This window comes from Enterobacter sp. WCHEn045836 (assembly GCF_003965585.1).
GTDB lineage: Bacteria > Pseudomonadota > Gammaproteobacteria > Enterobacterales > Enterobacteriaceae > Enterobacter > Enterobacter dissolvens.
The window spans coordinates 53630-77957 of record NZ_RXPT01000011.1 but is presented as its reverse complement, the minus strand read 5'-3'; the positions used below and the strand labels follow the sequence as shown (position 1 = coordinate 77957).

Annotated in this window: 24 protein-coding genes; 12 read left to right on the top strand and 12 right to left on the bottom strand. The window is 55.3% G+C overall.

The window, feature by feature from the left end; translation table 11 throughout:
- Positions 1–46: 46 nt before the first annotated feature.
- The 5 genes from EKN38_RS15855 to EKN38_RS15835 form a co-directional block, all read right to left on the bottom strand.
- Positions 47–919 carry a manganese catalase family protein gene (locus tag EKN38_RS15855; protein WP_014831870.1) on the bottom strand — a complete coding sequence of 291 codons (873 nt, stop codon included), beginning with the start codon at positions 917–919 and terminating at the stop codon, positions 47–49.
- 15 nt (positions 920–934) lie between these two features.
- The gene (locus tag EKN38_RS15850) at positions 935–1441 is read right to left on the bottom strand and encodes a ferritin-like domain-containing protein (RefSeq protein ID WP_014831871.1); all 507 of its coding nucleotides are present in this window, start codon (positions 1439–1441) and stop codon (positions 935–937) included.
- Positions 1442–1464: 23 nt separating this feature from the next.
- Positions 1465–1668 (bottom strand): hypothetical protein, encoded by a 204-nt coding sequence (locus EKN38_RS15845; protein WP_043951627.1) that lies wholly within the window; start codon positions 1666–1668, stop codon positions 1465–1467.
- Positions 1669–1691: 23 nt separating this feature from the next.
- Positions 1692–2186 (bottom strand): ferritin-like domain-containing protein, encoded by a 495-nt coding sequence (locus EKN38_RS15840; RefSeq protein WP_014831873.1) that lies wholly within the window; start codon positions 2184–2186, stop codon positions 1692–1694.
- 91 nt (positions 2187–2277) lie between these two features.
- On the bottom strand, positions 2278–2463 hold the full coding sequence (locus EKN38_RS15835) for a general stress protein (protein ID WP_004150795.1): 186 nt from the start codon (positions 2461–2463) through the stop codon (positions 2278–2280).
- Between the two features lie 524 nt (positions 2464–2987).
- On the opposite strand from EKN38_RS15835, the gene EKN38_RS15830 reads away from it, so the two are divergent.
- Positions 2988–4331: a VOC family protein gene (locus EKN38_RS15830; RefSeq protein ID WP_014831874.1), complete on the top strand. Its 1344-nt coding sequence runs from the start codon at positions 2988–2990 to the stop codon at positions 4329–4331.
- 42 nt (positions 4332–4373) lie between these two features.
- The gene (locus EKN38_RS15825) at positions 4374–5879 is read left to right on the top strand and encodes a carboxylesterase/lipase family protein (protein WP_014831875.1); all 1506 of its coding nucleotides are present in this window, start codon (positions 4374–4376) and stop codon (positions 5877–5879) included.
- Here EKN38_RS15825 and EKN38_RS15820 read toward each other — a convergent pair.
- Positions 5866–6708, bottom strand: coding sequence for a LysR family transcriptional regulator (locus EKN38_RS15820; protein ID WP_014831876.1), 843 nt, complete (start codon positions 6706–6708; stop codon positions 5866–5868). The genes EKN38_RS15825 and EKN38_RS15820 overlap by 14 nt on opposite strands.
- A gap of 114 nt (positions 6709–6822) precedes the next feature.
- Here EKN38_RS15820 and EKN38_RS15815 point away from each other — a divergent pair, with 114 nt between their 5' ends.
- The 3 genes from EKN38_RS15815 to EKN38_RS15805 all read left to right on the top strand — a co-directional run bounded on the left by EKN38_RS15815 (position 6823) and on the right by EKN38_RS15805 (position 10675).
- The gene (locus EKN38_RS15815; protein ID WP_014831877.1) at positions 6823–7992 is read left to right on the top strand and encodes a pyridoxal phosphate-dependent aminotransferase; all 1170 of its coding nucleotides are present in this window, start codon (positions 6823–6825) and stop codon (positions 7990–7992) included.
- A gap of 10 nt (positions 7993–8002) precedes the next feature.
- Entirely contained in the window at positions 8003–8776 is a 774-nt protein-coding gene (locus EKN38_RS15810; RefSeq protein ID WP_014831878.1) for an ABC transporter substrate-binding protein, read from the top strand.
- Positions 8777–9019: 243 nt separating this feature from the next.
- A complete protein-coding gene (locus EKN38_RS15805) occupies positions 9020–10675 on the top strand; it encodes a glucan biosynthesis protein D (RefSeq protein ID WP_014831879.1) in 1656 nt (551 codons plus the stop codon).
- Between the two features lie 344 nt (positions 10676–11019).
- Here EKN38_RS15805 and ydcK read toward each other — a convergent pair whose 3' ends face one another.
- Entirely contained in the window at positions 11020–12000 is a 981-nt protein-coding gene (ydcK, locus tag EKN38_RS15800) for a YdcK family protein (protein ID WP_014831880.1), read from the bottom strand.
- Between the two features lie 132 nt (positions 12001–12132).
- Between ydcK and tehB the strand changes: the two genes are divergently transcribed.
- Positions 12133–12726 carry a tellurite resistance methyltransferase TehB gene (gene tehB / locus EKN38_RS15795; RefSeq protein ID WP_014831881.1) on the top strand — a complete coding sequence of 198 codons (594 nt, stop codon included), beginning with the start codon at positions 12133–12135 and terminating at the stop codon, positions 12724–12726.
- Here tehB and pepT read toward each other — a convergent pair.
- Positions 12723–13952, bottom strand: coding sequence for a peptidase T (pepT, locus tag EKN38_RS15790; protein ID WP_014831882.1), 1230 nt, complete (start codon positions 13950–13952; stop codon positions 12723–12725). The two genes, tehB and pepT, sit on opposite strands and share 4 nt — an antisense overlap.
- 110 nt (positions 13953–14062) lie before the next feature.
- Between pepT and EKN38_RS15785 the strand changes: the two genes are divergently transcribed.
- Both EKN38_RS15785 and EKN38_RS15780 read left to right on the top strand, forming a co-directional pair.
- On the top strand, positions 14063–15658 hold the full coding sequence (locus tag EKN38_RS15785; protein ID WP_126522436.1) for an ABC transporter substrate-binding protein: 1596 nt from the start codon (positions 14063–14065) through the stop codon (positions 15656–15658).
- Positions 15659–15793: 135 nt separating this feature from the next.
- A complete protein-coding gene (locus tag EKN38_RS15780) occupies positions 15794–16468 on the top strand; it encodes a DUF3313 domain-containing protein (protein ID WP_014831884.1) in 675 nt (224 codons plus the stop codon).
- Between the two features lie 32 nt (positions 16469–16500).
- Here the strand turns inward: EKN38_RS15780 and EKN38_RS15775 are convergent, their stop codons facing one another.
- Entirely contained in the window at positions 16501–17397 is an 897-nt protein-coding gene (locus EKN38_RS15775; protein ID WP_014831885.1) for a DMT family transporter, read from the bottom strand.
- Positions 17398–17572: 175 nt separating this feature from the next.
- On the opposite strand from EKN38_RS15775, the gene EKN38_RS15770 reads away from it, so the two are divergent.
- Positions 17573–18445 (top strand): helix-turn-helix domain-containing protein, encoded by an 873-nt coding sequence (locus tag EKN38_RS15770; protein ID WP_013096645.1) that lies wholly within the window; start codon positions 17573–17575, stop codon positions 18443–18445.
- Here EKN38_RS15770 and EKN38_RS15765 read toward each other — a convergent pair.
- The gene (locus EKN38_RS15765) at positions 18425–19591 is read right to left on the bottom strand and encodes a benzoate/H(+) symporter BenE family transporter (protein WP_014831887.1); all 1167 of its coding nucleotides are present in this window, start codon (positions 19589–19591) and stop codon (positions 18425–18427) included. The two genes, EKN38_RS15770 and EKN38_RS15765, sit on opposite strands and share 21 nt — an antisense overlap.
- 92 nt (positions 19592–19683) lie before the next feature.
- Between EKN38_RS15765 and EKN38_RS15760 the strand changes: the two genes are divergently transcribed.
- Entirely contained in the window at positions 19684–20211 is a 528-nt protein-coding gene (locus EKN38_RS15760) for a helix-turn-helix domain-containing protein (RefSeq protein WP_014831888.1), read from the top strand.
- A gap of 80 nt (positions 20212–20291) precedes the next feature.
- On the top strand, positions 20292–22256 hold the full coding sequence (locus EKN38_RS15755; RefSeq protein WP_014831889.1) for a peptidase U32 family protein: 1965 nt from the start codon (positions 20292–20294) through the stop codon (positions 22254–22256).
- On the opposite strand, the gene EKN38_RS15750 is transcribed toward EKN38_RS15755, so the two are convergent.
- A complete protein-coding gene (locus tag EKN38_RS15750; RefSeq protein ID WP_014831890.1) occupies positions 22257–22487 on the bottom strand; it encodes a DUF2554 family protein in 231 nt (76 codons plus the stop codon).
- 250 nt (positions 22488–22737) lie between these two features.
- Here EKN38_RS15750 and EKN38_RS15745 point away from each other — a divergent pair, with 250 nt between their 5' ends.
- Positions 22738–23100, top strand: coding sequence for a hypothetical protein (locus tag EKN38_RS15745; RefSeq protein ID WP_014831891.1), 363 nt, complete (start codon positions 22738–22740; stop codon positions 23098–23100).
- Positions 23101–23258: 158 nt separating this feature from the next.
- On the opposite strand, the gene ftrA is transcribed toward EKN38_RS15745, so the two are convergent.
- Positions 23259–24260 (bottom strand): transcriptional regulator FtrA, encoded by a 1002-nt coding sequence (gene ftrA, locus EKN38_RS15740; RefSeq protein WP_043951766.1) that lies wholly within the window; start codon positions 24258–24260, stop codon positions 23259–23261.
- Between the last annotated feature and the right edge of the window lie 68 nt (positions 24261–24328).

The window sequence follows — 24328 nt, the reverse complement described above, 5'->3', positions numbered from 1 at the left end:
GGGGCACGAGGATCACCAGGCAGCCGGGGCTGCCTGGCAAAACCGATTACGGTTTTTTCTTACCGGCGCCAAGTTCGGCACCTGTCAGCGGGTCGGAATGTGGATCGGATTTGGTGCGGGCTGACATCGCCTTCACCAGGGTTGCCTGTTCGGTCGTGAGCGTCACGCTGGCACTGCCATCTCCGCCATCAACCGCAGGCTGGGGGGACTCAACGTAATCGAAATGCTTATCGCTGTTCCAGCTTCCGCGCACCTCTCCACCTTCAGACATATTGTAGTACTTGTTGGTGAATTCCTCGATTGGCGGCAGTTTTCCCGGCGGAAAATTGTTGCGGATAGACTGAAGCGCCTTCTCGAAAGAAAGTTGATGCGCTGCTTCACGCGTCATCAGAAACGCCAGCGCATCCTTCACGCCCGGATCGTCCGTCACATTGATGAGCCGTTCATAGATGATTTTTGCCCGGGCCTCTGCGGCGACGTTCGAGCGCAAATCAGCCGTGGGTTCACCTATGGTGTCGACGTAGGCCGCCGTCCAGGGGACGCCCGCGGAGTTGGTGAGCGGGGTACCGCCGCCATAGAGAAGGGAAGTGATGTGACTGTCGTTGCCGTTTTCGGTCATGGACCGGTACAGCTCCGCTTCGTTTTCAACCCCTTCCGCCAGCGCGCCTTTGGCTCCTTTATTCAGCATGCCAACCAGCGTCCCGATGATTTCGAGGTGGCTTAGCTCTTCGGTCGCGATGTCCATCAGCATATCTTTACGGCCGGGATCGTCATCACTTAGCCCCTGCGTAAAGTAACGGCAGGCGGCAGCCAGTTCGCCCTGCGGTCCGCCAAATTGTTCCAGTAAAAGATTGGCGAGGCCGGGATTCGGTTCAGCAACGCGAACCGTATATTGCAGCTGTTTGACGTGTCGAAACATACACTCTCCTGTGGGTTATTTTTTCGCTTCAACACCTGAGGCATCAGAACGCAGCAGGAACTGTTCCGTCGTTTGCGGAATATGACGAATTAACCAGTCGGCCATCTCGCGCTCTTCAGCAAGAATGGTCTCAATGGCGGGTACAGAGGCGGTATCGCCCGCTTTTTTGGCCGCCGCCAGCAGGGAGGTGTAGCAGGCGATTTCAAACTGTTCGAAAACATAGCCGCTGATTGAGCCTTTCACGATCTCATCAGACGGGAACATGCCGCCAATGGACTGACCGAGCGCTGCCATTTTGCTCATTGAGTCTTTCAAAACCGAACGAGAAATATCATTACGATCGAGGATTTCCTCCAGCAATGTGATTTGCCGTTTTGTCTCATTTATATGCTGCTCAATACGGGCGCGAACATCAGGATAATTATCGATACGGCTGGCCATGGACTCCAGCATAGATTCGGCTTGCTTTTCCATTGCATGGGCATCGCGTAGCCAGTCATGATAGTGTTCTACGTGATTCATAATATTTTCCTCTATGGGTTCGCTTATTTGTTCTCACTTTCAGCAGCCTGATCGGCACGTGCGGCACTGTAGCCAGATAAATGGCCGACAATATTGGCGTAAATACTGATAATAATGACCCACAACACGCTGTTCTTCCACCATATAACGGAAGGGATAGCGAGAATGAACCATATAATGGCTGCCGTTAAATGGCACCGTTTAATTGTCCTGGGACTGATGCTCATTTTATTTAACCTGTGTTAAAGCGTTATTTTTGCGCTTTTTGGTTAATATTTCCAACGGCCAGATCGGTGAGTTTAAGATCGGTCTCTTTTTCTTCTTCCAGCGTTTCGGCAAGAAGTTTAACGGCTTTTTTATAGCCCAGTTGTTCTGCTAAAGTGGCAAGGGTACCGTAACTGGCAATTTCGTAATGCTCCACCTTTTGCGCGGCGGCAATTAACGCAGCATCACGGACTTCATTTTTTTCCGTGCTTTCGATGACCTCGTTGGCCTCTTCGATTAAGCCTTCCATTGCGACGCATTTCATGCGCTTAAGCTTGATACCGTCTTCCTGTTCGATGATCTGATCGATACGTTCGATCTGACCCTGCGTCTCCTCAAGGTGCGCGGTAAAGGCGGCGCTCAGCTTTTCACTGGAGGCGGCCCGGGCGAGTTTGCTCAGGGCGCGGGTTAGCTGCTTCTCAGCGCTGTAGGTATCGGACAGGAGATGAATAAAGACATCTTCGATACTTTTCATATTCATATATTATGCTCCGGTTAATACGTAAAGGGGGTACTGCGAGCCTGTCGGCCCGCAGCATGCTCTCTGGTATTATTAAGACTGTTAAATAAGATCAGGAGTTATCAGATTTACGGCCTCCGCCGTGACTGTTTTGACCCCCTTTCTTACCCGCTTCAGATGCGCGTTGCGGATCGTTTTTAAAATTACCACCGCTGTGCTGGCCGCCTTTACGTCCAGCTTCTGATGCTTTTTCACGGTCTTCAGCGAAATTACCGGAACCACCACGATGCTCTGCCATATTAAACCTCATATTCATATATTGGTTATGTCAGTACGATACAGAAATATTCCGTATCACTCGTCGTTCGATTAATAACTGTAGTCGCTGTGTGGCATGCGTCAAATGCCTTTCGCTATTAGCGGTTGCGTTATTTTGAAATATCGGAGGGTTTACGCTTCGCTTGACGCAAAAATATGGATGAGTGGGAGGTACTTGTAAGCAAGCGCTAAGATTAATCCTAACTTCGCGATAAAAACCTGAAAGCTCAGGATAAAAATAAGACACGTGGCGATTCGTTTATTTCTTAGTCAGGATGGCGCGGCAAATTACTCCTTTATAGCTAGAAAACAGTCTCATAAATAATTATAAGGAAAATCCTGGTCAAATTGACGAGACGAAAAGGGCATCCGCGACGGTCTGATCAGGGTCAGTAGCACACGGTTTGACCACTGTCGTCTTAAGATCACAAATCGTAAATTCTTCCCCCCGGAAGGAACGGGTTTCTCTACACTCCAGGTAATATTCACTGGAGGCATGACACCATGGCGAACACCATCACGGCTGATGATATTCGGGAACACTTTTCGCAGGCTATGTCGGCGATGTACCAGCAGGAAGTTCCGCAGTACGGCACCTTGCTTGAGCTGGTCGCGGACGTAAACCTGGCGGTTCTGGAAAATAATCCACTCTTACACGAACAACTGGCCAATGCAGATGAACTGGCGCGCCTGAATGTGGAGCGTCACGGAGCCATCCGCGTTGGCACCGCGCAAGAGCTTTCTACCTTGCGTCGCATGTTTGCCATCATGGGCATGTACCCGGTCAGCTACTACGACCTCTCGCAGGCGGGCGTCCCCGTTCATTCAACGGCATTCCGTGCGGTGGATGATGCGGCGCTGTGCCGCAACCCGTTTCGTATCTTTACCTCACTGCTGCGCCTTGAGTTGATTGAAAACGTCGCCCTGCGCGAGCGGGCGGCGGAGATCCTCTCTCACCGCAACATCTTTACGCCGCGCTGTCTGGAACTCATCGAACTGCATGAAAAAGAGGGGGCGTTCACCGGGGCGCAGGCGCGGGAGTTTGTTCAGGAAGCCCTGGAAACCTTCCGCTGGCACCGTCATGCGACGGTCGATCAGGAGACCTATCTGGCGCTGCATAATGAACATCGCCTGATTGCGGATGTGGTCTGCTTCCAGGGTTGCCATATTAACCATCTTACGCCACGCACGCTGGATATTGACCGGGTGCAGGAGCTGATGCCGAAATACGGTATTGAACCCAAAATTCTGATTGAAGGGCCGCCGCGTCGCGAAGTGCCGGTATTATTGCGCCAGACCAGCTTTAAGGCACTGGAAGAGCCGGTGCTGTTTGCCGGAGAGCATAAAGGCACCCATACCGCGCGCTTTGGTGAAATTGAACAGCGCGGGGTCGCGTTAACGCCGAAAGGTCGCGAGCTTTATGACAGGTTGCTCTCCGAGTCCGGCACCGGCAAAGACAACCTGACACACCAGCTTCATCTGCGTGAAGTGTTCAGCGCCTTCCCGGACAGCGAGCTGATGATGCGCCGGCAGGAACTGGCGTATTTCCGCTATCGCCTGACGCCAGCCGGTGAAGCGCATCGCCAGGCGTTTCGCCCCGGTGACGATCCGCAGCCGTTGATTGAGCGCGGATGGGTGGTTGCGCAACCGATCACCTACGAAGATTTCCTGCCGGTCAGCGCCGCAGGGATTTTCCAGTCCAATCTCGGGAATGAAACCCAGGCGCGCAGCCACGGTAACGCCAGCCGCGATGCCTTTGAAGCGGCGTTGGGCTGCCCGGTCTATGACGAGTTCGCACTGTATCAGGAGGCGGAAACGCGCAGCAAACAGCGTTGCGGTTTGCTCTGAAATCGTTACTCTTCAGGGGTGTGATGGAAAAAGAAGGTGGTTATGCAATATCCCTCCGCCCCTGTGGTTGAAACGCGCTGTGGCGCACTGGCTGGTTTTACTGATGATAATGTTCATGCGTGGTACGGCATTCCCTACGCCGCACCACCCGTCGGCAACGGGCGCTGGCGCTCTCCGCGTCCGCCCGAGCGCTGGGATGGCGTTCGCCAGGCGTCGGCGTTCTCTTCCTCAAGCTGGCAAAGTAGCGAATATTGTCAGGAGCTGGGTGGGGGCGATCCCGGCCAGTTTTCTGAAGATTGCCTGTATCTGAACGTCTGGTCGCCGGTTAACCGTGCTGAGCCGCTCCCGGTGATGGTGTGGCTACACGGGGGCGGGTTCACCATCGGCGCGGGTGGCTTGCCACCCTACAATGGCAAAGCGCTGGCAGGACGCGGCGTGGTTATTGTCACCATCAATTACCGTCTCGGCCATCTCGGCTTTTTCGCCCATCCTGCGCTGGAGGGGGAAGAAGATCGCGTGGTGCATAATTTTGCCCTGCTGGACCAGATCGCCGCCCTCGAATGGGTGCGGGATAATATCGCGGCCTTCGGGGGCGATCCTGAGAACGTCACCCTGTTTGGCGAATCCGCTGGCGCACGCAGCGTGCTGTCTCTGCTGGCATCGCCGCTGGCGAAGGGGTTATTCCATAAGGCGATTGTGCAAAGTGGCTATACCTTGCCGGATACTCCGCGCGAGCAGGCCCTGAAAAAAGGGGAAGCGGTGGCCGCGCATCTGGGGCTGGAGAACGCCTCAGCAGCGCAACTGCGTGCTATTCCACCGGAGGCATTCTGGCCACTGACCGCGCCGCTGAATATCGCCCCGGCGCCTGTCGTCGGGGATTGTGTTCTGCCAGAGGCGATGCTGGATGTCTTCTTCGCTGCCCGCCAGCATCCTGTTCCGGTCATGATTGGCTCGAACAGCGACGAGGCCAGCGTGATGGCGGTGTTTGGCATCGATCTCGCCGGGCAGATTCAGAAGCTTCGCCGGGAGCGACGTTTTGGTCTGGGGCTGATTAAGCTGCTCTATCCGGGCGTGAAAGGCGACGAAGAGCTGGGACGGCAGGTGTGCCGGGACATGGCGTTTACCACGATGGGGTACGTGGTCATGCAGGCCCAGCAGCGCGTTGGCGCGCCGTGCTGGCGCTACTGGTTTGACTATGTGGCCGAAGAGGAACACGCCACCTATGTCAACGGTGCCTGGCACGGCAATGAGGTGCCGTATGTGTTCGATACCCTTGCAGAGGTGGAACCATCCCGCCACTACGTTAACGATCGGGATCTACAGTTCGCGGCCCAGGTGGCCGACTACTGGGTGAGCTTTGCCCGGGATGCCGGCCATCGTGACAGCCTGCCCGGGCCGACGCACTGGCCAGCCTGTCGCAAAGGACGGGACGTGTTGTTACGCATAGGTGTGAATAAACATGCAGGTTTTAAGCTTGAAAACCGCTTTATGCGCGCCCGCATGAGTCTCTTTAAACGGGTAATGAAGCACCACGTCAGCCTCGATTAAGCAGACAGGCACGAAATGCCGCCAGGCCATTTTCAGTGCCTGGCGATTCACGCAGCACCAGCCGGTAGCTCGCGCCGGTTTTAATACTGGTCGCAAAAGGCCGCGTCAGCCTTCCGGCGCGGACATCCTCTGCCACCAGCGTTTCGTCAGCAATGGCGACGCCCAGCCCCTGAATCGCCGCCGTAATAGCGAGATCCATCGTGTCGAAGTGTTGATTTTTGTGCATAACAACGCCCGGCTCATCCTGTTTTGCCAGCCACAATGACCAGTCTGTCTTGTCCCGTGTCGGGTGAAGAAAGGTTAATGAGCTCAGTGCAGCGCCTGCCCGTAGCGGACTCAGCACCGGGGTTAACGCCTCTTCAAACAACAGATCGCCTGCGCTCATGTGGGTGCCAAACACAATGGCCGCATCATAGGATTCGGTTTTGAAATTGACGTTGTGATCGGTGGTGGTGGTCAACGCAATTTGCAGATCGGGCTGCTCGCGTTCAACGTCCAGCAGCCGCGGTACCAGCCAGCGCATCGCGCAGGTAGGCGCTTTCAGACGGATCACCGTTTGCTGAGCGCGCGCCTGATCGGCCACGGTCAGGAGATGTTCGAAGGCGGATTGCAGTTCCGGAAGCAGGGCGCTGCCCTGGGAAGAAAGGCGCAACCCGCGCGCATGACGCTCAAACAGCGGAAAGCCAAACCACGCTTCCAGGGCGGCGATTTTACGGCTCACGGCACCCTGGGTCAGACACAGCTCTCTGGCGGCATGGGTGAGATTCAGATGACGCGCGGTAACCAGAAAGGCGTCGATGGCATTAAGGGGGAGCGAACGGCGCGACATACAAACACCTCAGCTATGCGTTTTTCTCATGGCTATTATGACAACAATTCGATTGTCGCGACAACAGAGTTGTTGTTTGAATAGTTATGCAATCTCCATGAGAAAGGACAGATGATGACCCTGAAGACCGCGGTGCAAACCCGTTCCAAATTACCTGATGTGGGCACCACCATTTTTACCGTAATCGGCCAGCTTTCTGCTCAGCATAACGCCATTAATCTTTCTCAGGGCGCACCGAATTTTTCCTGCGACCCGAAACTGGTCGCGGGCGTCACCCGCGCGATGGAGGCAGGGCATAACCAGTATGCGGCGATGACCGGCCTGCAGCCTTTGAAGGAGCGTATCGCGGAAAAAATTGCCACCCTCTACGGCACCACGTATGACCCGGGTCGCGAGGTGCTGGTCACCGCCAGCGCCAGCCAGGGGCTCTATTCCGCCATCAGCGGGCTGGTGCATCCGGGGGATGAAGTGATCTACTTCGAGCCGTCATTTGATAGCTACGCGCCGATTGTCCGCCTGCAGGGCGCCACCCCGGTCGCCATCAAACTGACGGTACCGGATTTTGCCGTCAACTGGGATGAAGTCCGCGCGGCCATCACCCCCAAAACGCGCATGATCATCATCAATACGCCACATAACCCCAGCGGGCAGGTGTTCTCGGCGAATGACCTGCAGCAACTGGTGGCCGTGACGCGCAATACCGATATCATTATTTTGTCTGACGAAGTGTACGAGCACGTCGTTTTTGACGGTGAACCACACCACGGTATGGCCACACATCCGCAACTGGCGGAGCGTAGCGTCATTATCTCTTCCTTCGGAAAAACCTATCACGTCACCGGCTGGCGCGTGGGTTACTGTGTTGCGCCAGCGGCGCTGATGGAAGAGATTTGTAAAGTGCATCAATTTTTGATGTTTTCTGCCGATACGCCAATGCAACATGCGTTTGCCGAACATATGACCGATCCGCAAACCTGGCTGTCGCTGGCGGCGTTTTATCAGCGCAAGCGCGATCTGCTGCAAACTTTGCTGGCTGAGTCGCCGTTTAAACTGCTGCCGAGCGCGGGCTCGTTCTTCCTGCTGGCAGATTACAGCCATTTCAGCGACGAGCCCGACAGTGAGATGGTGAAACGGCTGATCGTCGAATGCGGTGTCGCGACCATTCCGCTGTCCGCTTTCTATACGGACGGTACGGACAATAAATTGATTCGTCTCTCTTTTGCCAAAGATGAGGCGACGTTACGGGCAGGTGCCCAGGCCCTGTGTCGGGTTAAACCACGCTAAGGAGTTTGAGATGAAATTACGCGCGTTAGTTGTCGGCATGGGATTGCTGTGTACGTTTTCTTCCTTCGCGGCCACCGAACTGCGGTACGGACTGGAAGCGGAATATCCGCCGTTTGAGAGCCGCAATGCCTCCGGCGAACTGGAAGGGTTTGACGTTGAGCTGGGGAATGCCATTTGCAAAGCCGCAGCGCTGAAATGCACCTGGGTGGAAACGTCTTTTGATGCGTTGATCCCTGGTCTGGTGGCGAAAAAATTTGATGCCATTAATTCGGCGATGAACATCACCGAACAGCGGCGTAAAAGTATTGATTTTACCCAACCAATCTATCGCATCCCTTCGCAGTTAGTGGGCAAGGCCGGTACCGCGGTAGAGGCGACACCTGAAGGGCTGAAGGGCAAAACCATTGGCGTGTTGCAGGGTTCCATTCAGGAAACCTATGCCAAAGAGCACTGGGAAAAGCAGGGTGTCACGGTAGTGTCGTATAAAGATCAGAACATGGCGTGGGGCGATTTGCTGAATGGCCGTATTGACGCCTCGCTGGTGATGTCCGCGGCCGGGCAGGCAGGGTTCCTGAGCAAGCCGCAGGGGAAAGGGTTTGGCTTTATCGGCAAACCGGTGTCTGACGACACCATCCTCGGCAGTGGTATCGGTTTTGGGTTGCGTAAAGGGGATGAGGCTACCAAAAAGCAACTTGATGCCGCGATTGATAAAGTACGTGCCGACGGCACGATCGCAAAACTCGCTGATAAGTACTTCCCGGGTATCGATGTCAGCGTAAAATAACCACCTCATTTCGCCCCGGTTGTCGATGTCGCACCGGGGCATTTTTATACACATTATCCAGGCTTTCTTTACACCACTTTCGGGCCGTTCTGGTCGACATAAAATATTTCTTACTTTGTGCATATAATCACCGGCCAACAATTGGATTCTTAACCATTTTTGTTTAGGCTGTGCGTTCTTTCTTGCCGTCATTTCGCCGAGCGCGAAACACATTCACACGACCATAAGGACGTTTTTCCAGGCATGAATCGCAGACGTTTTTTACAAGGTTCGCTGGCAATGGCAGCCCTGAGCGGCACATCTGGCCTTGCTTCACTGTTCTCCAGAGCGGCCTATGCCGCTGACTCTGACATCGCTGATGGTCAGAGCCGTCGTTTTGACTTCTCCGTACTGCAATCCATGGCCCATGACCTGGCGAAAACCCCATGGGGTGGTGCGCCGCGTCCGCTGCCGGACACGCTGGCAACCATGACGCCGCAGGCCTATAACGCCATCCGGTACGATGAAAAGCAGTCCCTGTGGAATAACATCGACGGCCGTCAGCTGGACGTGCAGTTCTTCCATATGGGGATGGGGTTCCGCCGCCGCGTGCGGATGTTCTCCCTGGACCAGGCGACCTCCCAGGCGCGTGAGATCCACTTCCGCCCGGAGCTGTTCAGCTACGGGGATACCGGGGTGGATACCAAACAGCTTGAAGGGCAGAGCGACCTTGGTTTTGCCGGTTTCCGCGCCTTCAAAGCGCCAGAGCTGGCGCGCCGCGATATTGTCTCTTTCCTCGGCGCGAGCTATTTCCGTGCGGTTGACGACACGTACCAGTACGGCCTGTCGGCGCGCGGTCTGGCGGTGGATACCTTCACCGACACGCCGGAAGAGTTTCCTGATTTTACCGCCTTCTGGTTTGAAACCGTCAAACCGGGCGACACCACCTTTACCGTTTATACGCTGCTGGACAGCCCGAGCATTACCGGTGCCTATAAGTTTGTGATCCACTGCGAGAAGAGCCAGGTGATCATGGAGGTGGAAAACCATCTCTATGCGCGTAAAGCGATCAAACAGCTTGGCATCGCGCCGATGACCAGTATGTTCAGCTGCGGCAATAACGAACGCCGCATGTGCGACACCATTCATCCGCAGATCCATGACTCTGACCGTCTGGCCATGTGGCGGGGCAACGGCGAGTGGATTTGTCGTCCGCTGAACAACCCGCAAAAGCTGCAGTTCAATGCCTTTGTCGATAAAAACCCGAAAGGGTTTGGTCTGTTGCAGCTTGACCGGGATTTCTCACACTATCAGGACGTGATGGGCTGGTATAACAAACGCCCAAGCCTGTGGGTGGAGCCGCGTAACGACTGGGGTAAAGGTGCCGTTGGCCTGATGGAGATCCCGACCACGGGTGAAACGCTGGATAACGTGGTCTGCTTCTGGCAGCCGGAAAAAGCGGTTAAAGCGGGCGATGAGCTGGACTTCAAATATCGCCTGTACTGGAGCGCTATGCCGCCGGTGCGTTCGCCGCTGGCCAATGTCTTCGCCACCCGTACCGGTATGGGCGGGTTCCCGGAAGGCTGGGCGCCGGGTGAACATTACCCGAAAGTGTGGGCCCGTCGCTTTGCCATCGACTTTGTGGGCGGCGATCTGAAAGCGGCTGCGCCGAAGGGAATTGAGCCGGTGATCACGCTCTCCAGCGGTGAAGCGAAGCAGGTTGAAATCCTCTACGTTGAGCCGTTTGATGGATACCGCATTCTGTTTGACTGGTACCCGACGTCGGATTCGACAGAGCCCGTGGATATGCGCCTGTTCCTGCGCTGCCAGGGCGACGCCATCAGTGAAACCTGGCTGTACCAATATTTCCCGCCGGCGCCGGACAAACGTAATTACGTTGACGACCGGGTAATGCGCTAACGATCGATTCCCTCTCCCTGTGGGCTGAGGGATCCCCATAAATAATGCCTGCACAGACGGCCCCCTTTCCCTTTGGGAGAGGGCTGGGGTGAGGGGGAACATACGGCTGGATGTAACGTCCCTGTAAAGCCGCCCTCTCGGCGCATCCATGCGCCTCGCCCCGGCCTTCAGGAAACGCCTCAGCGATTTACAGCCGGACCAGGGCGTCGCTGAATGCCCACAGTTATTTGAGGGCAGCGTTGCTGCTTCTGTTTATGAATTACTGGGGATCCGCCCTCCGGGAGAGGGCTTGGGTGACGGGCAATGACCGCAGCAAAATCCGAAATTATCCCGGTATCTTCCCCCTATAGCGCGCCCAGCAGGGGCGTGCGGGTGATCCGACTCTCGCCGTTTACCACTTTTTCGCCGCGCAGATGAATGCTCTCGCCGTCAAAGGCTTCAATAACCGCATCGTCGGTGATTTCAACCTGGTGCTCGATAAGCACATTGCCACTGATCCGCGCCCGCCCCTGAATGACCACCTTGTCATCAATCATGATGGGGCCGCCGCGAAGCCACGCCTGACCGCCAATCAGCACATGATGTTTAATCACGCAGTTGCCTTCCACAACGGCATTCTCAGCCACCTGAGAGCTGTAACGCACGGTAGGGATGGCATCCTCGTCAAACCCGGCAATCAGGCGCGCGTTGCCGTACACTTTTGCACAGTCGCACACCCACACGTTGTTGAGATCGTTGCCTTCAAGAATGGCCTTGTCGAAGACCTCGGCGCGGTGCTCGATAAACGCATAATTGACGATGGCTTCGCCGTAGATTTGCGCCTGGTGCACCACGCGCGACTGGCTGACGGTGGCGTTATCGTAGATTTTAAGGATCTGCTCCTGGTCTGGTGTCAGGCCTTTGGCCGCGATAATCATGCTGTTATGCAGCACACGGGCATTACCGTAAATATGGCATTCACCCCGCACGCTGGAGTTCTGAATGGTGACGTTGTCACTTATGCGCGCACCATGACTCACTTCCGCGCCGTCCAGCCAACTGTTCCCACTGATATGAGCGTGATGGCTGACCACACACGGCAGGGTGAGTCGGGCATTACCGGAGATGGTCGCACCGGCGAAGACCACGCTGTTTTCGTCGTAGATCCAGCACTGGCCGTCCTGCGCCAGAGCGCGCTCATCCTCAACCCATCCGCCTTTCGTGCCGCAAAGCACGTCGTTAAAATCGGTGGTGGCGATGATTTGCCTGAGGGGGGTGACGGATTTGGTTTCCCCATTTTGCCAGTGCCACAGGCGTGTTTCGTCGCTAAGGCGATATTTGTTCATGCTGTTCTCTCTGATAAGCGTCCTGTTAAACGTAGCAAACTTTTCGCCTGTCGAAAGGGTGGCAACCGCAGGGCAAACTCCTTAAAATGGTATCCATAATACATCTTAATACTGGCGCACTCAGGAAAAACAATGACAGTTGATGAGAATTACTTCACAGAGAAATATGGACTCACCCGTACCCACTCAGAGGTGCTGTACAGCGCAGGGATCGTTAAGCCAGGCAAAACGCTCGATCTCGGCTGCGGCAATGGCCGCAACAGCCTTTACCTGGCCGCCAACGGTTACGATGTGACAGCGTGGGATAAAAACCCAATGAGTATCGATAACATCGAGCGCATCAAAGCGGCAGAAGGGATTGCGAATCTGCAGACGGCAATCAAAGACCTGAATAACCTCAGCTTTGACGGTGCATACGATTTCATCCTCTCCACCGTGGTGCTGATGTTCCTTGAAGCGAAAACCATCCCTGGTTTGATCGCCAATATGCAGCGCTGTACGCAACCGGGCGGCTACAACCTGATTGTGGCGGCGATGGACACCGCGGATTATCCCTGCACCGTCGGCTTCCCGTTTGCGTTTAAAACCGGCGAACTGAGCCGCTATTACGAAGGCTGGGATCTGCTTAAGTACAATGAAGATCCCGGCGAACTTCACCGCACCGACGCGAACGGTAACCGCATCAAGCTGCGCTTCGCCACCCTGCTGGCGCGTAAACCCGCTTAACGGGCGGCCAGCAGACAGAGTTGCAGGGCGGTGTGGTAAGAGGCCTCGAACGACGACAGCGGCAGAAACTCAAATCTGGAGTGGAAGTTATGCGCGCCGGTGAAGAAGTTCGGGGTGAGTAACCCTTTTGCGGACAGCGCTGCGCCATCTGTACCGCCGCGCATCGGGATGGGTTTCGGCGTGATCCCGAGGGATTCCATTGCCGCAAACATCAGATCGATGGCGCGGCGATCTTCCCCAATCGCATTGCTGATATTGCTGTAGGTATCCTCAATGTGAAACTCAACGTTTGCGGTGGGGTGTCGGGCGGCAATCAGCGCCGCGACGTCGGCAATCTGCTGCTTACGGGCGGTAAAGCTTGCCTGATCGAAGTCGCGGATATTCGCTCTCAGTACGGCCTCGTTTTGCCCGGCCTGAATGCCGTTGAACCAGATATAGCCCTCACGCCCCTCGGTGCACTCCGGGGTTTGCTGGCGGTCAAAATGGTTAATGAAATCCGTCGCCATCAGCAGCGGGTTCACCAGCACGCCTTTGGCAGACATGGGGTGCGCGGTGACGCCGGTAAAACGGATCTCTGCCGCCGCCGCGTTAAAGTTTTCATAGACAATTTCACCCAGCTCGCAGCAGTCAATCGTCCAGGCAAAATCAACGTCGAAGCGCTTCAGGTCCAGCGCTTTTGCACCATTCAGGCCAATTTCTTCATCCGGCACAAACGCGACCACGATATCACCGTGCTGATGCGCCGACGTCAGGTTTTCCAGCAGGGTCATGACCACGGTCACGGCAGCTTTATTATCTGCGCCTAATACGCTGGTTCCATCGCTGAAAATAATCTCTTCGCCAGGATAGGCCAGAATTTCCGGATGCTCCTTAACGCGAAGCCAGATCTCTTTCTCTTTATTCAGACAGAGGTCTTCACCACGGAACGTTAATATTTGTGGATGAATATCCGGTGATAAACCTACGTCGACGGTATCAATATGGGTAATAAATCCGATCCGTGGTGCGCCGGGTACATTGCCTTTTTTTACCGCGGTGACCGTGGCGAATTCATCAATCACAATGTCGTCTAAGCCCAGCTGTGTCAGCTCTTTCGCCAGTTCCCGCGCCATCTCGTGCTGGCCTGGTGTGGAAGGGAGAGTGCTGACTTTTGGATCGCTCTGGCTGGTGATGGCGAGATAACGGAAAAAGCGTTGTGTTAATTGTCTGGAAAGCGACGAGCCCATAGTGTTTTCTTCCTTATTTATTTTTCGGGTGTTTGCCACATCACTTTAATGTTATTTATGAAATGGCAAAAGAATTAATTAGCCGTCGAATTAAAAGACAGGAATAAATGATGAAAAGCAAACTCACAACGTTAACGCTGGCACTCGCTGCGCTCACGGTCAGTTCCACCGTGGCCGCGAAAACGCTGGTGTATTGCTCCGAAGGGTCACCGGAAAACTTTAATCCTCAGTTATACACCTCGGGTACCAGCGTGGACGCCAGCGCAGTGCCGGTCTATAACCGGCTGGTCGATTTCAAACCCGGCACCACTGAGCTGGTGCCGAGCCTGGCAGAGCGCTGGGACGTGAGCGATGACGGCAAGGTCTATACCTTCCATCTGCGCAAAGGGGTGAAATTCCAGAGTAACAAGTCCTTTACGCCGACGCGCGACTTTAACGCCGATGACGTGATCTTCTCGTTTATGCGCCAGAAGGATGTTAATCATCCGTACCACAACGTCTCTAACGGCAGCTATTCCAACTTCGAAAGTCTGGAGTTTGGCAGCTTGATCACGGCAATTGATAAAGTGGATGACCATACCGTGCGCTTTACCCTGGCGCACCCGGAAGCGCCGTTTATCGCCGATCTGGCGTGGTATTTTGCCTCCATTCTTTCGGGGGAATATGCCGACGCGATGCTCAAGGCGGGCACGCCGGAGAAGGTGGATATGGAGCCCATCGGCACCGGCCCCTTTAAGCTGGCGCAGTATCAGAAAGACTCCCGCATCCTGTTCACCGCCTTCCCGGACTACTGGCAGGGGAAATCGAAGCTGGATCGACTGGTGTTTACCATTACGCCGGATGCGTCGGTCCGTTTTGCCAAAATCGGGAAAAACGAATGTCAGGTGATGCCGTTCCCGAACCCGGCCGATTTGCCGCGGATGAAGGCGAACAACGATATCAATCTCATGAGCAAGGCGGGGCTGAATACCGGCTTCCTGGCCTTCAATACCCAGAAGCCTCCGCTGGATAATGTGAAAGTGCGCCAGGCGCTGGCGATGGCCATCAACAAACCGGCCATTATTGACGCCGTGTTCCACGGCACCGGCACGGCGGCGAAAAACCTGCTGCCGCCGGGGGTATGGGGGGCCGACAGCGAGCTGAAGGATTACGAATACGATCCCGAAAAAGCCAAAGCGTTGTTGAAAGCGGCCGGCTTTGCCAACGGCATCAGCATCGATTTATGGGCGATGCCGGTGCAGCGACCCTATAACCCGAATGCGAAACGCATGGCGGAAATGATTCAGGCGGACTGGGCGAAGGTGGGCGTGCAGGCCAAAATCGTCACCTACGAGTGGGGCGAGTACCTGAAGCGGGTGAAGGGCGGTGAGCACCAGGCCGCGCTGATGGGCTGGACAACGGCCACCGGCGATCCGGACAACTTCTTTGGTCCGCTCTTTACCTGCACCTCGGCAAACGGCGGTTCTAACTCGGCCAAATGGTGCTACAAGCCGTTTGATAACATCATCGCCGAGGCTAAATCGATAACCGATCATGATAAACGCGTGGCGCTGTATAAACAGGCGCAGCAAATGATGCATGACCAGATGCCTGCGGTGATGATTGCCCACTCCACGATTTTCGAACCGGTGCGCAAAGAGGTGACAGGCTACGAAATCGATCCGTTTGGCAAGCATATCTTCTGGCAGGTGGATATTAATCAGTAATTTTTCACTGCCCGGACCGTCTCCGGGCAGACTTTTCGCAATTTGTGCTCTCAGCATCATTTTTTGTCACAACGCACCCACCAGACTTTTGCTATAACTTCAAATGCATACTTGCAGATAACATGGAAAACCATCATGCGTACTCACACTTTTTTTAAAGTTGCAGTGCTTTCTGGTCTGTTGGCGTTGGCGGGGTGTTCATCAAAAGTCGCCGCGCCAGAGCAGTATTCTGGCTTTTTGAAAGACTATTCAGGATTACAGCAAACGACATCCGCAACGGGTAAACCAACCCTGCGTTGGGTTGATCCTGCTTATAACGAGGCGAATTACGACAGTATTATCTGGACGCCAATTACCTATTATCCGGCACCAAAACCGACGACTCAGATTGGTCAAAAAACGCTGGATGAGCTTCTGGCCTATACCAACACCAAAATGAAAACGGCTATTGGCCAACGTAAGCCTATTGTGACGACGCCGGGCAAACACAGCCTGATTTTCCGCGGGGCGATCACCGGGGTGAGCTCGCAGAAAGAAGGTCTGCAGTTCTATGAAGTGGTGCCTGTTGCGCTGGTGGTGGCAGGTACGCAGATGGCAACCGGCCATCGCACCATGGATACCCATCTCTTTTTCGAGGGTGAGTTGATTGATGCGGCGACCAACAAACCGGTCATGAAGGTGGTTCGTAAAGGTGAGGGCAAAGAACTGGCGAACGAAAATACGCCAATGGGCTTTGCGACGCTGAAACAGGTTGTGGATGACATGGCGACGGACGCCACCATGTTTGATGTGCATAAAACAGCGAAATAATCACGTACGGCCTGCAAGCGCAGGCCGTTTTTTTATGCCGTCCGCAACCGTCTGAACCAGGTTTCCGGTCTGGTAAACATCACCATATTCCCGCCCAGAATCAGCAGTAACCCGATAATGCCGTTAATGTGCCAGACGTAGCCTTCATACACCGTGGAGATGGAGAGCGCCACCAGCGGGAAGAGCAGGGTACTGTAGGCCGCTTTGCCCGGACCAATGCGTCCGACCAGGGTGAAGTAGGCGCCAAACGCTATCACCGAGCCAAACAGGGCCAGATAGACCAGCGCCCCCATGTAGCTCATGGTCCATTGCGGCGCGAAGCTGTCGCCTCTGAACAGCGCAATGCAGCCCATCACCAGCGTGCCGTAGAGCATCGCCCAGGCATTGGTGGTCATGGTCTCAAGCCCTCTGCGCTGATGACGCATGCTGATCATATTGCCCAGCGAGAAGCCATAGGTGCCGAGTGCGGAAAGGCCAATGCCCGTCAGCAGCGATACGCTCCAGCCGCTGGCCAGCAGATCGTCCCAGAAGAGGGTGATGATCCCCACCAGACCGAGTGCGGCTGCCGTCCAGAAACGTGCCGGCGGGCGTTGCCCGAAGAAAATAAAGCTGTTGATGGCGTTATAGAGCACCGCCATGGAAAATATCACCGACTCCAGGCCAGTGTTGATATGCGCCGCGGCCGTGTAAAAACACCAGAAGTTGAAGCAAAACACGCAGCATCCCTGCAGCACGCAGAACAGATGATCCCGCAGCGCCAGTTTACGCAGGCGACGCAGCGCAAGCAGAACCACCATCATCGTGGCGCTGGCCAGCGCGAAACGCCAGAAAATGGACACCGGAGCCGCCACGGGACCCTGCTGCAGAAAAATCGCAATCCAGGTCGTCCCCCAGATAACCACCACCAGTCCGTATAACAATGCGTTCATGTTTGCTCTCTTCTCAAACCACGGAAACCCAGAGTATGGCGACGGGGGCAACGACACGCTTTCACCGTCCTGCGGTGGACTTGCAAAATCTTGCGCTTTTTTCTGTTCCGGGGTCTGGCAACGGAAGACAACAATTCTTAGACTGACAGTCTGATTCACAGACGCGCTAACGGTTATGTCACACGCTTACGATACCTTTGAAACGCTCCGCCAACAGAACGCCGTGCTGCGGGAAACCGTTGCGCTCAATTCCGGTATCCAGCTGGCGGCGTGGTACAACAAGCGCGACACGATCACCGTAAAAAGCAATCATCACACCCTGAGCCTGTACGTGGCGGACGGTTACGAAAGCTATCAAAAAACGCCGGGCGGCTGGAAAAACGGCGGTGGGCCGGATCGTTTTTGTCTGATGCCGAAAGAGAGTGAATCGACGTGGGATATTCGCGATGACCTGTCGTTTGTCCATCTCTACTGCACCGATGACCATCTGCGCGATGTGGGTGAAAAAATCTGGGACAAACGCCCGCTGTCGTTGACGCTGGATGAAAAAATCTTTGGCAGCGATGCAAAAATTACTGCGCTCTATCGTCAGTTTTTGCTCGGCTGCGACTGGCAGCAAAAAGCCAACCAGCTGACGCTCAGCACGGCCTCAACGCTGCTGCTGACCCATCTGCTGCAGAACTATTCGAATGTGCAGTGGAAGCTGCCGGTGGTCACCGGCGGGCTGTCGCCGTTTGTGCTGCGCAACGTGCTGGCCTTTATCGAAGAGAACCTGGCGCAGCCGCTGACGCTGGCTGAACTGGCGGCGCAGGCCGCGCTCAGCGAGTACCATTTCGCCCGCATGTTCCGCCAGTCAACCGGGCTGGCACCGCACCAGTACGTGATGCAGCGCCGCATGGAGAAAGCCAAAACGCTGGTGCAGCATACGGCGACGCCGCTGACGGACATTGCGCTCGCCTGTGGCTTTAACTCCGCCAGCCATTTCAGCAACCGCTTTCGCAGCGTGATGGGGATGACGCCTTCCCAGCTACGCGCGGCGAAGGCGTGATAAAACGGCGAAGCACACGCCCCCCAGCACCAGCCCCCAGAATGCCGAGCCAATCCCGAGCAGCGTCACGCCGCTGGCGGTCATCAGAAACGTGACAATCGCCGCGTCACGCTCCGTTTCGTTATGCAATGCCTGATACAAACTCCCGCTGATGGTGCCCAGCAGCGCCAGGCCTGCCAGCGTCTGGATCCAGCTCGGCGGCAGGGCCGCCATCAGCCCGGTAAGGGATCCACCGAATACGCCCGCCAGCAGGTAAAAGCCGCCTGCCGCCATCGCTGCCAGCCAGCGTTTACTGGCATCCGGATGTGCATCCGGGCTCTGGCAAATGGCGGCGGTAATGGCTGCAATGCAGATGGAGTAGACGCCGAAGGGCGAAAGCAGCAGCGCCAGCCCGCCGGTCGCGATCATCAGCGGAGATACCGCCAGTGGATAGCCCGACGCTTTCATCGTGGCAATGCCTGGCGCATTCTGCGATGCCATGGTCACCAGAAAAAAGGGCACGCCAATACTGACCAGGCTGGTGAGGCTAAACGCCGGTGCAATAAACTGTGGCATGACGAGGGAGAGGGTGAGATTGTTTGTGACAACGTCACCGCTCGCCCAGGCCACCACGCTCCCGGTGACCAGCGTCGCCACAATGGCGTAGCGTGGAGCCAGCGCTTTTGCGACCAGCCATGCCGCAATCATGCTGCCGCAGAGCAGAAAATGGCCGTCAAGGTGACTGAACGTCTGCAGGCCAAAGCGCAGCAATACGCCTGCCAGCATCGCGGCGGCAAGCGAATGGGGAATGAGTTTCATCAGGCGGGCGAAGAGTCCGGTCAGGCCGCACAGTAAGATCAGCCCATTGGCGAAAATGAAAATGCCGATGGTTTCTGCAAGTGTTATCCCGTGCAGACTGGTAGCCAGTAGTGCCGCGCCGGGGGTTGACCAGGCGGTGAGCACCGGGGCTTTATACCACCATGACAGGGCGAGCGTACTGATCCCCATGCCGAACCCCAGCGCGGTCATCCAGCCGGCGATCTGCTGTGCGCTCGCGCCTGCCGCGGCAGCAGCCTGCCAGATGATAGCGGCCGAGCTGGCATAACCGACCAGAACGGCAACGAATCCGGCAAGAATGGCGGGAAAAAGAGGGGCTGACTGGTGCATAAAATCTCCGTTGTGCGTTATAACGTCCGCACTAAGGTAACACTGTGCGTTATAGCGTACAAGTGGTATGCTTATCTGCCTCGGGAGGAATCATGGACATCACACAACATCTTGCTACAACACTGAAGACGCAGCGCCAGGCGCGCGGCTGGAGCCTGTCAAAGCTGGCAGAAGAGACGGGGGTGTCAAAAGCCATGCTGGGACAGATCGAGCGTAATGAATCCAGCCCAACGGTGTCGACGCTGTGGAAAATTGCCACGGGGCTGAATGTTCCGTTCTCGGCGTTTATCACGCCGGAAGCAGACCGGCAGGCGGTGTTCGCTCCGCAGCAGCAGGCGATGGTGGTGAAACCGCTGTTCCCGTGGGACGAGACGCTGAAGTTCGATCATTTCTCCATCACCCTGGCGCCCGACGCCCTGAGTGAATCCACGCCGCACGAGGCGGGGGTGATTGAACACGTGGTGGTGATAAGCGGTGAACTGGAGATGAAAATTGACGGCGAATGGCGAACCCTTTACGCCGACCAGGGCGTGCGTTTTGCCGGGGATAAACCGCATGCCTACCGCAACAGCAGCAGCCGACCGGTGCATTTTCACTCCCTGATTCATTATCCCCGCTAAAGCCTCGCAAAACTGTTTCGCTGATGCATACTTCTGACTACAATAGCCGCCATTTTGACCATAACGGATAACGACGAAGTATGCGCCTGCAATCCCATCATCTTGAACTTTTAAGCCCGGCCCGCGACGCCGCCATCGCCCGTGAAGCGATCCTTCATGGGGCTGATGCCGTCTACATTGGCGGTCCTGGCTTCGGTGCCCGCCATAACGCCAGCAACAGCCTGAGCGATATTGCCGAGCTGGTGCCGTTCGCCCACCGTTTTGGGGCGAAAGTGTTCGTAACCCTGAACACCATTCTTCATGATGATGAACTGGAGCCTGCGCAACGTCTGATCACCGATCTCTACCAGACCGGCGTGGACGCCCTGATTGTCCAGGACATGGGCGTACTGGAGCTGGATATTCCGCCGATTGAACTGCACGCCAGTACCCAGTGCGATATTCGCACCGTCGAGAAGGCGAAGTTTCTCTCCGATGCGGGCTTTTCCCAGATCGTGCTGGCGCGCGAGCTGAACCTGAATCAAATCCGCGATATTCACCAGGCGACGGATGCCACCATTGAGTTCTTTATCCACGGTGCGCTGTGCGTGGCGTATTCCGGGCAGTGCAATATCTCCCATGCGCAGACGGGCCGCAGCGCCAACCGCGGTGACTGCTCTCAGGCCTGCCGTCTGCCGTATACCCTGAAAGACGATCAGGGCCGCGTGGTCGCGTTCGAAAAACACCTGCTGTCCATGAAGGACAACGATCAAACCGCCAACCTGGGCGCGCTGATTGATGCGGGTGTGCGTTCCTTCAAGATTGAAGGGCGCTACAAAGATATGAGCTACGTGAAGAACATTACCGCCCATTATCGTCAGATGCTGGACGCCATCATTGAAGATCGCGGTGACCTGGCGCGCGCGTCTGCCGGTCGCACCGAGCATTTCTTTATTCCGTCGACGGATAAAACCTTCCACCGTGGCAGCACAGACTACTTCGTCAATGCCCGCAAAGGCGATATTGGCGCGTTTGATTCACCGAAGTTTATCGGTTTACCGGTGGGTGAAGTGCTGAAGGTTGCCAAAGATTATCTCGACGTGTCGGTGACCGAACCGCTGGCGAACGGGGATGGTCTGAACGTGATGATCAAACGTGAAGTCGTGGGCTTCCGTGCTAATACGGTCGAAAAGACCGGTGAAAACCGCTATCGCGTCTGGCCAAACGAGATGCCTGCCGATCTCTATAAAGCACGTCCTAACGCCGCGCTGAACCGTAACCTCGATCACAACTGGCAGCAGGCGCTGCTGAAAACTTCCAGCGAGCGTCGCATTGCGGTAGATATCGAGTTAGGGGGCTGGGAAGAGCAGCTGATCCTGACCATGACCTGTGAAGACGGCATCAGCGTCACGCATACTCTCGACGGTCTGTTTGAGGTGGCGAACAATGCAGAAAAAGCGCTCAATAGCCTGAAGGATGGCGTGGCGAAGCTGGGACAGACCATTTACTATGCGCGCAACATTGCGGTAAATCTGCCGGATGCGCTGTTCGTGCCAAATAGCCTGCTGAACCAGTTCCGCCGGGAAACGGCAGAGATGCTGGATGACGCGCGACTGGCGAATTATCCGCGCGGCAGCCGCAAGGCGGAAACCGTGCCAGCACCCGTTTACCCCGAGTCGCATTTATCGTTCCTGGCGAACGTGTATAACCATAAAGCGCGCGAGTTTTATCATCGCCACGGCGTGCAGTTAATTGAAGCTGCCTATGAAGCGCATGAAGAGAAGGGTGATGTGCCGGTGATGATCACCAAACATTGTCTGCGTTTTGCCTTTAATCTTTGCCCGAAACAGGCGAAAGGCAATATTAAGAGCTGGAAAGCCACGCCAATGCAGCTGGTGAATGGTGACGAGGTGCTGACCCTCAAATTTGATTGTCGTCCGTGTGAAATGCACGTTATCGGCAAAATGAAAAACCATATATTCAAAATGCCACCACCGGGCAGTATTGTTGCCTCCGTGAGCCCCGACGAACTGATGAAAACCCTGCCGAAACGTAAGGGTAATTAATTAACGAAAGTGTGTACCCGGTTTGCGCGATTTTTGCCACAGGTGATGTTCGCGCAAACCCTCCGCTGATTCCTCCGCTGCGCTGCGTAATTCATCACTGTCTGCCTCGTGCCGAAGTTGATGATCAACATTCCTGACCCACAAATATTCATGGCCTTTGTGTCCTGCCATCAGCTGGCCGGAAAACAGGGCGCAGACCAGCATAATAAGCGTTAACCCCTTTTTGAACATGGACTTCCCCTTCAATAAAAATGCCACGCTAGCATGAACGTAGTTTCGTAGGGTTATTATTGGCATTTTCAAATTAGCGCAAAGAATATGTCATGTTGCGCGAACAGGATATATTTTGCGCTTAGTGAGATTTTTCCTAAAAAAGAATTATCTTTGTCATACCCTAAAATTTGGTATCAAAATATGGCAGAGGTTTAAGGATTAATCTTATATAATAAGATTTCTCTGACAAAGGAATGGATCTGATTCAATGAAAAAAGTCATGTCAATAGCGCTTCTGGTGGTTGCCGTTGGGGCTGTTGTAGGTATGAACGTTAACTGGAGTGGCGAACCGGATTATATTCAGTCAGCGGAAGCTCGGGTCGGTTCTTATTTAACCAGCGACTACGGACGCGTGGCGTGTAATAGCAAGCAAATTGATGACCAGCGTTGGGAATTAGGCTGTACCAATCCGTCGAAAGGTAAAACATTCCAGTTTGCTGTTTTCTCAGCAGATAAAGCACCGTATGGCGTCTCGCGTCCATTCTATCTGGAAGCGATTAACGATGATGCAAAACAGAGCGCGGAACAGGGCCTGATGCGCTACCTGCAAATTAATACCAAAGCGGGTTAATGGCTCTGTTTAGCTTTTGTTGAGTTCAGGCATGTTAGGTTGTTATTGATCCGCTGCCCGGCATGGAGTGTCGGGACGTAGACATGAAAATACAAATCTATCCATGCAAGCATTTACCGCCAGATAATGGCGGTTTTTTTTTGCCTGCGAACCGGCCATCAGCGTGGCGGGCGGGCAAACTGTTTACGGTACTGGGCAGGGGAAAGCGCGAATTGCTGGCGGAAATGGTGTCGCAGGGTCGCTGCCTGACCAAAACCGGTTTGTTCAGCAATGCTGTCGATGCTGAGACGGCTGCTCTCCAGATAATCTTTCGCCCGCAAGAGTCGTTCATTAAGCAGCCAGCGCGCAGGCGTGGTGCCTGTGGCAGCCTGAAAGCGGCGCAGAAAGGTGCGCTGGCTCATGCCGACGCGACGCGCCAGCGAATCCACGCTGTGAGAAACGCTCAGGTGATTGTGCAGGAAGTCGAACAACTGTCCCAGACGCTGGCTCTCCCGCAGTTGTGCCACCGGGCGACTCAGCTGCTGCGGCTGGGAGCCATCCCGGTGGGGAGGAATCACCAGACGGCGCGCGACGCTGTTGGCGGTTTCCATACCGTAATCCCGTCGCACCACGTGCAGACAGAGATCGATGCCTGCCGCGCTTCCTGCAGAGGTCAGAATATCGCCTTCATCCTGATACAACACATCGTCGACCACGCCGATCGCCGGATAACGGGCTTTCAGCGCCTCAATATAGCGCCAGTGGGTGGTGGCTTTGCGCCCGTTCAGCAGACCCGACGCGGCCAGAACAAACACCCCGGAACAGATAGAAAGCAGCTGGCAACCGCGCGCGTTGGCCCGGCGTAATGCCTCGCACAACGACGCGGGAACAGGCGCATCCATCCCTCGCCAGCCCGGCACAACGATCAGGTCTGCCGACGCCAGCAGATCAAGCCCCCCGTCGGTCAGGATGCGGATCCCACCGGTTGCCCGAAGCTCACCGTCATCAATGCCCGCCACCGCAAAACGATACCAATCGTCGCCCAGCTCGGGACGTGGCAAACCGAAGATTTCCACCGCCACGCCGAATTCAAAGGTACACAAACCGTCATAGGCCAGTACCACCACCTGCGGGCGGGAAACCTGTCTTAAGTTTGTCATCTTTTTGCTGTTTTCTGGCATAAGCGGACGCATTCACGTGATCAATTTCTGGATAGAGTAGTGTTAACACAAACGCCAAAGATGAGGAA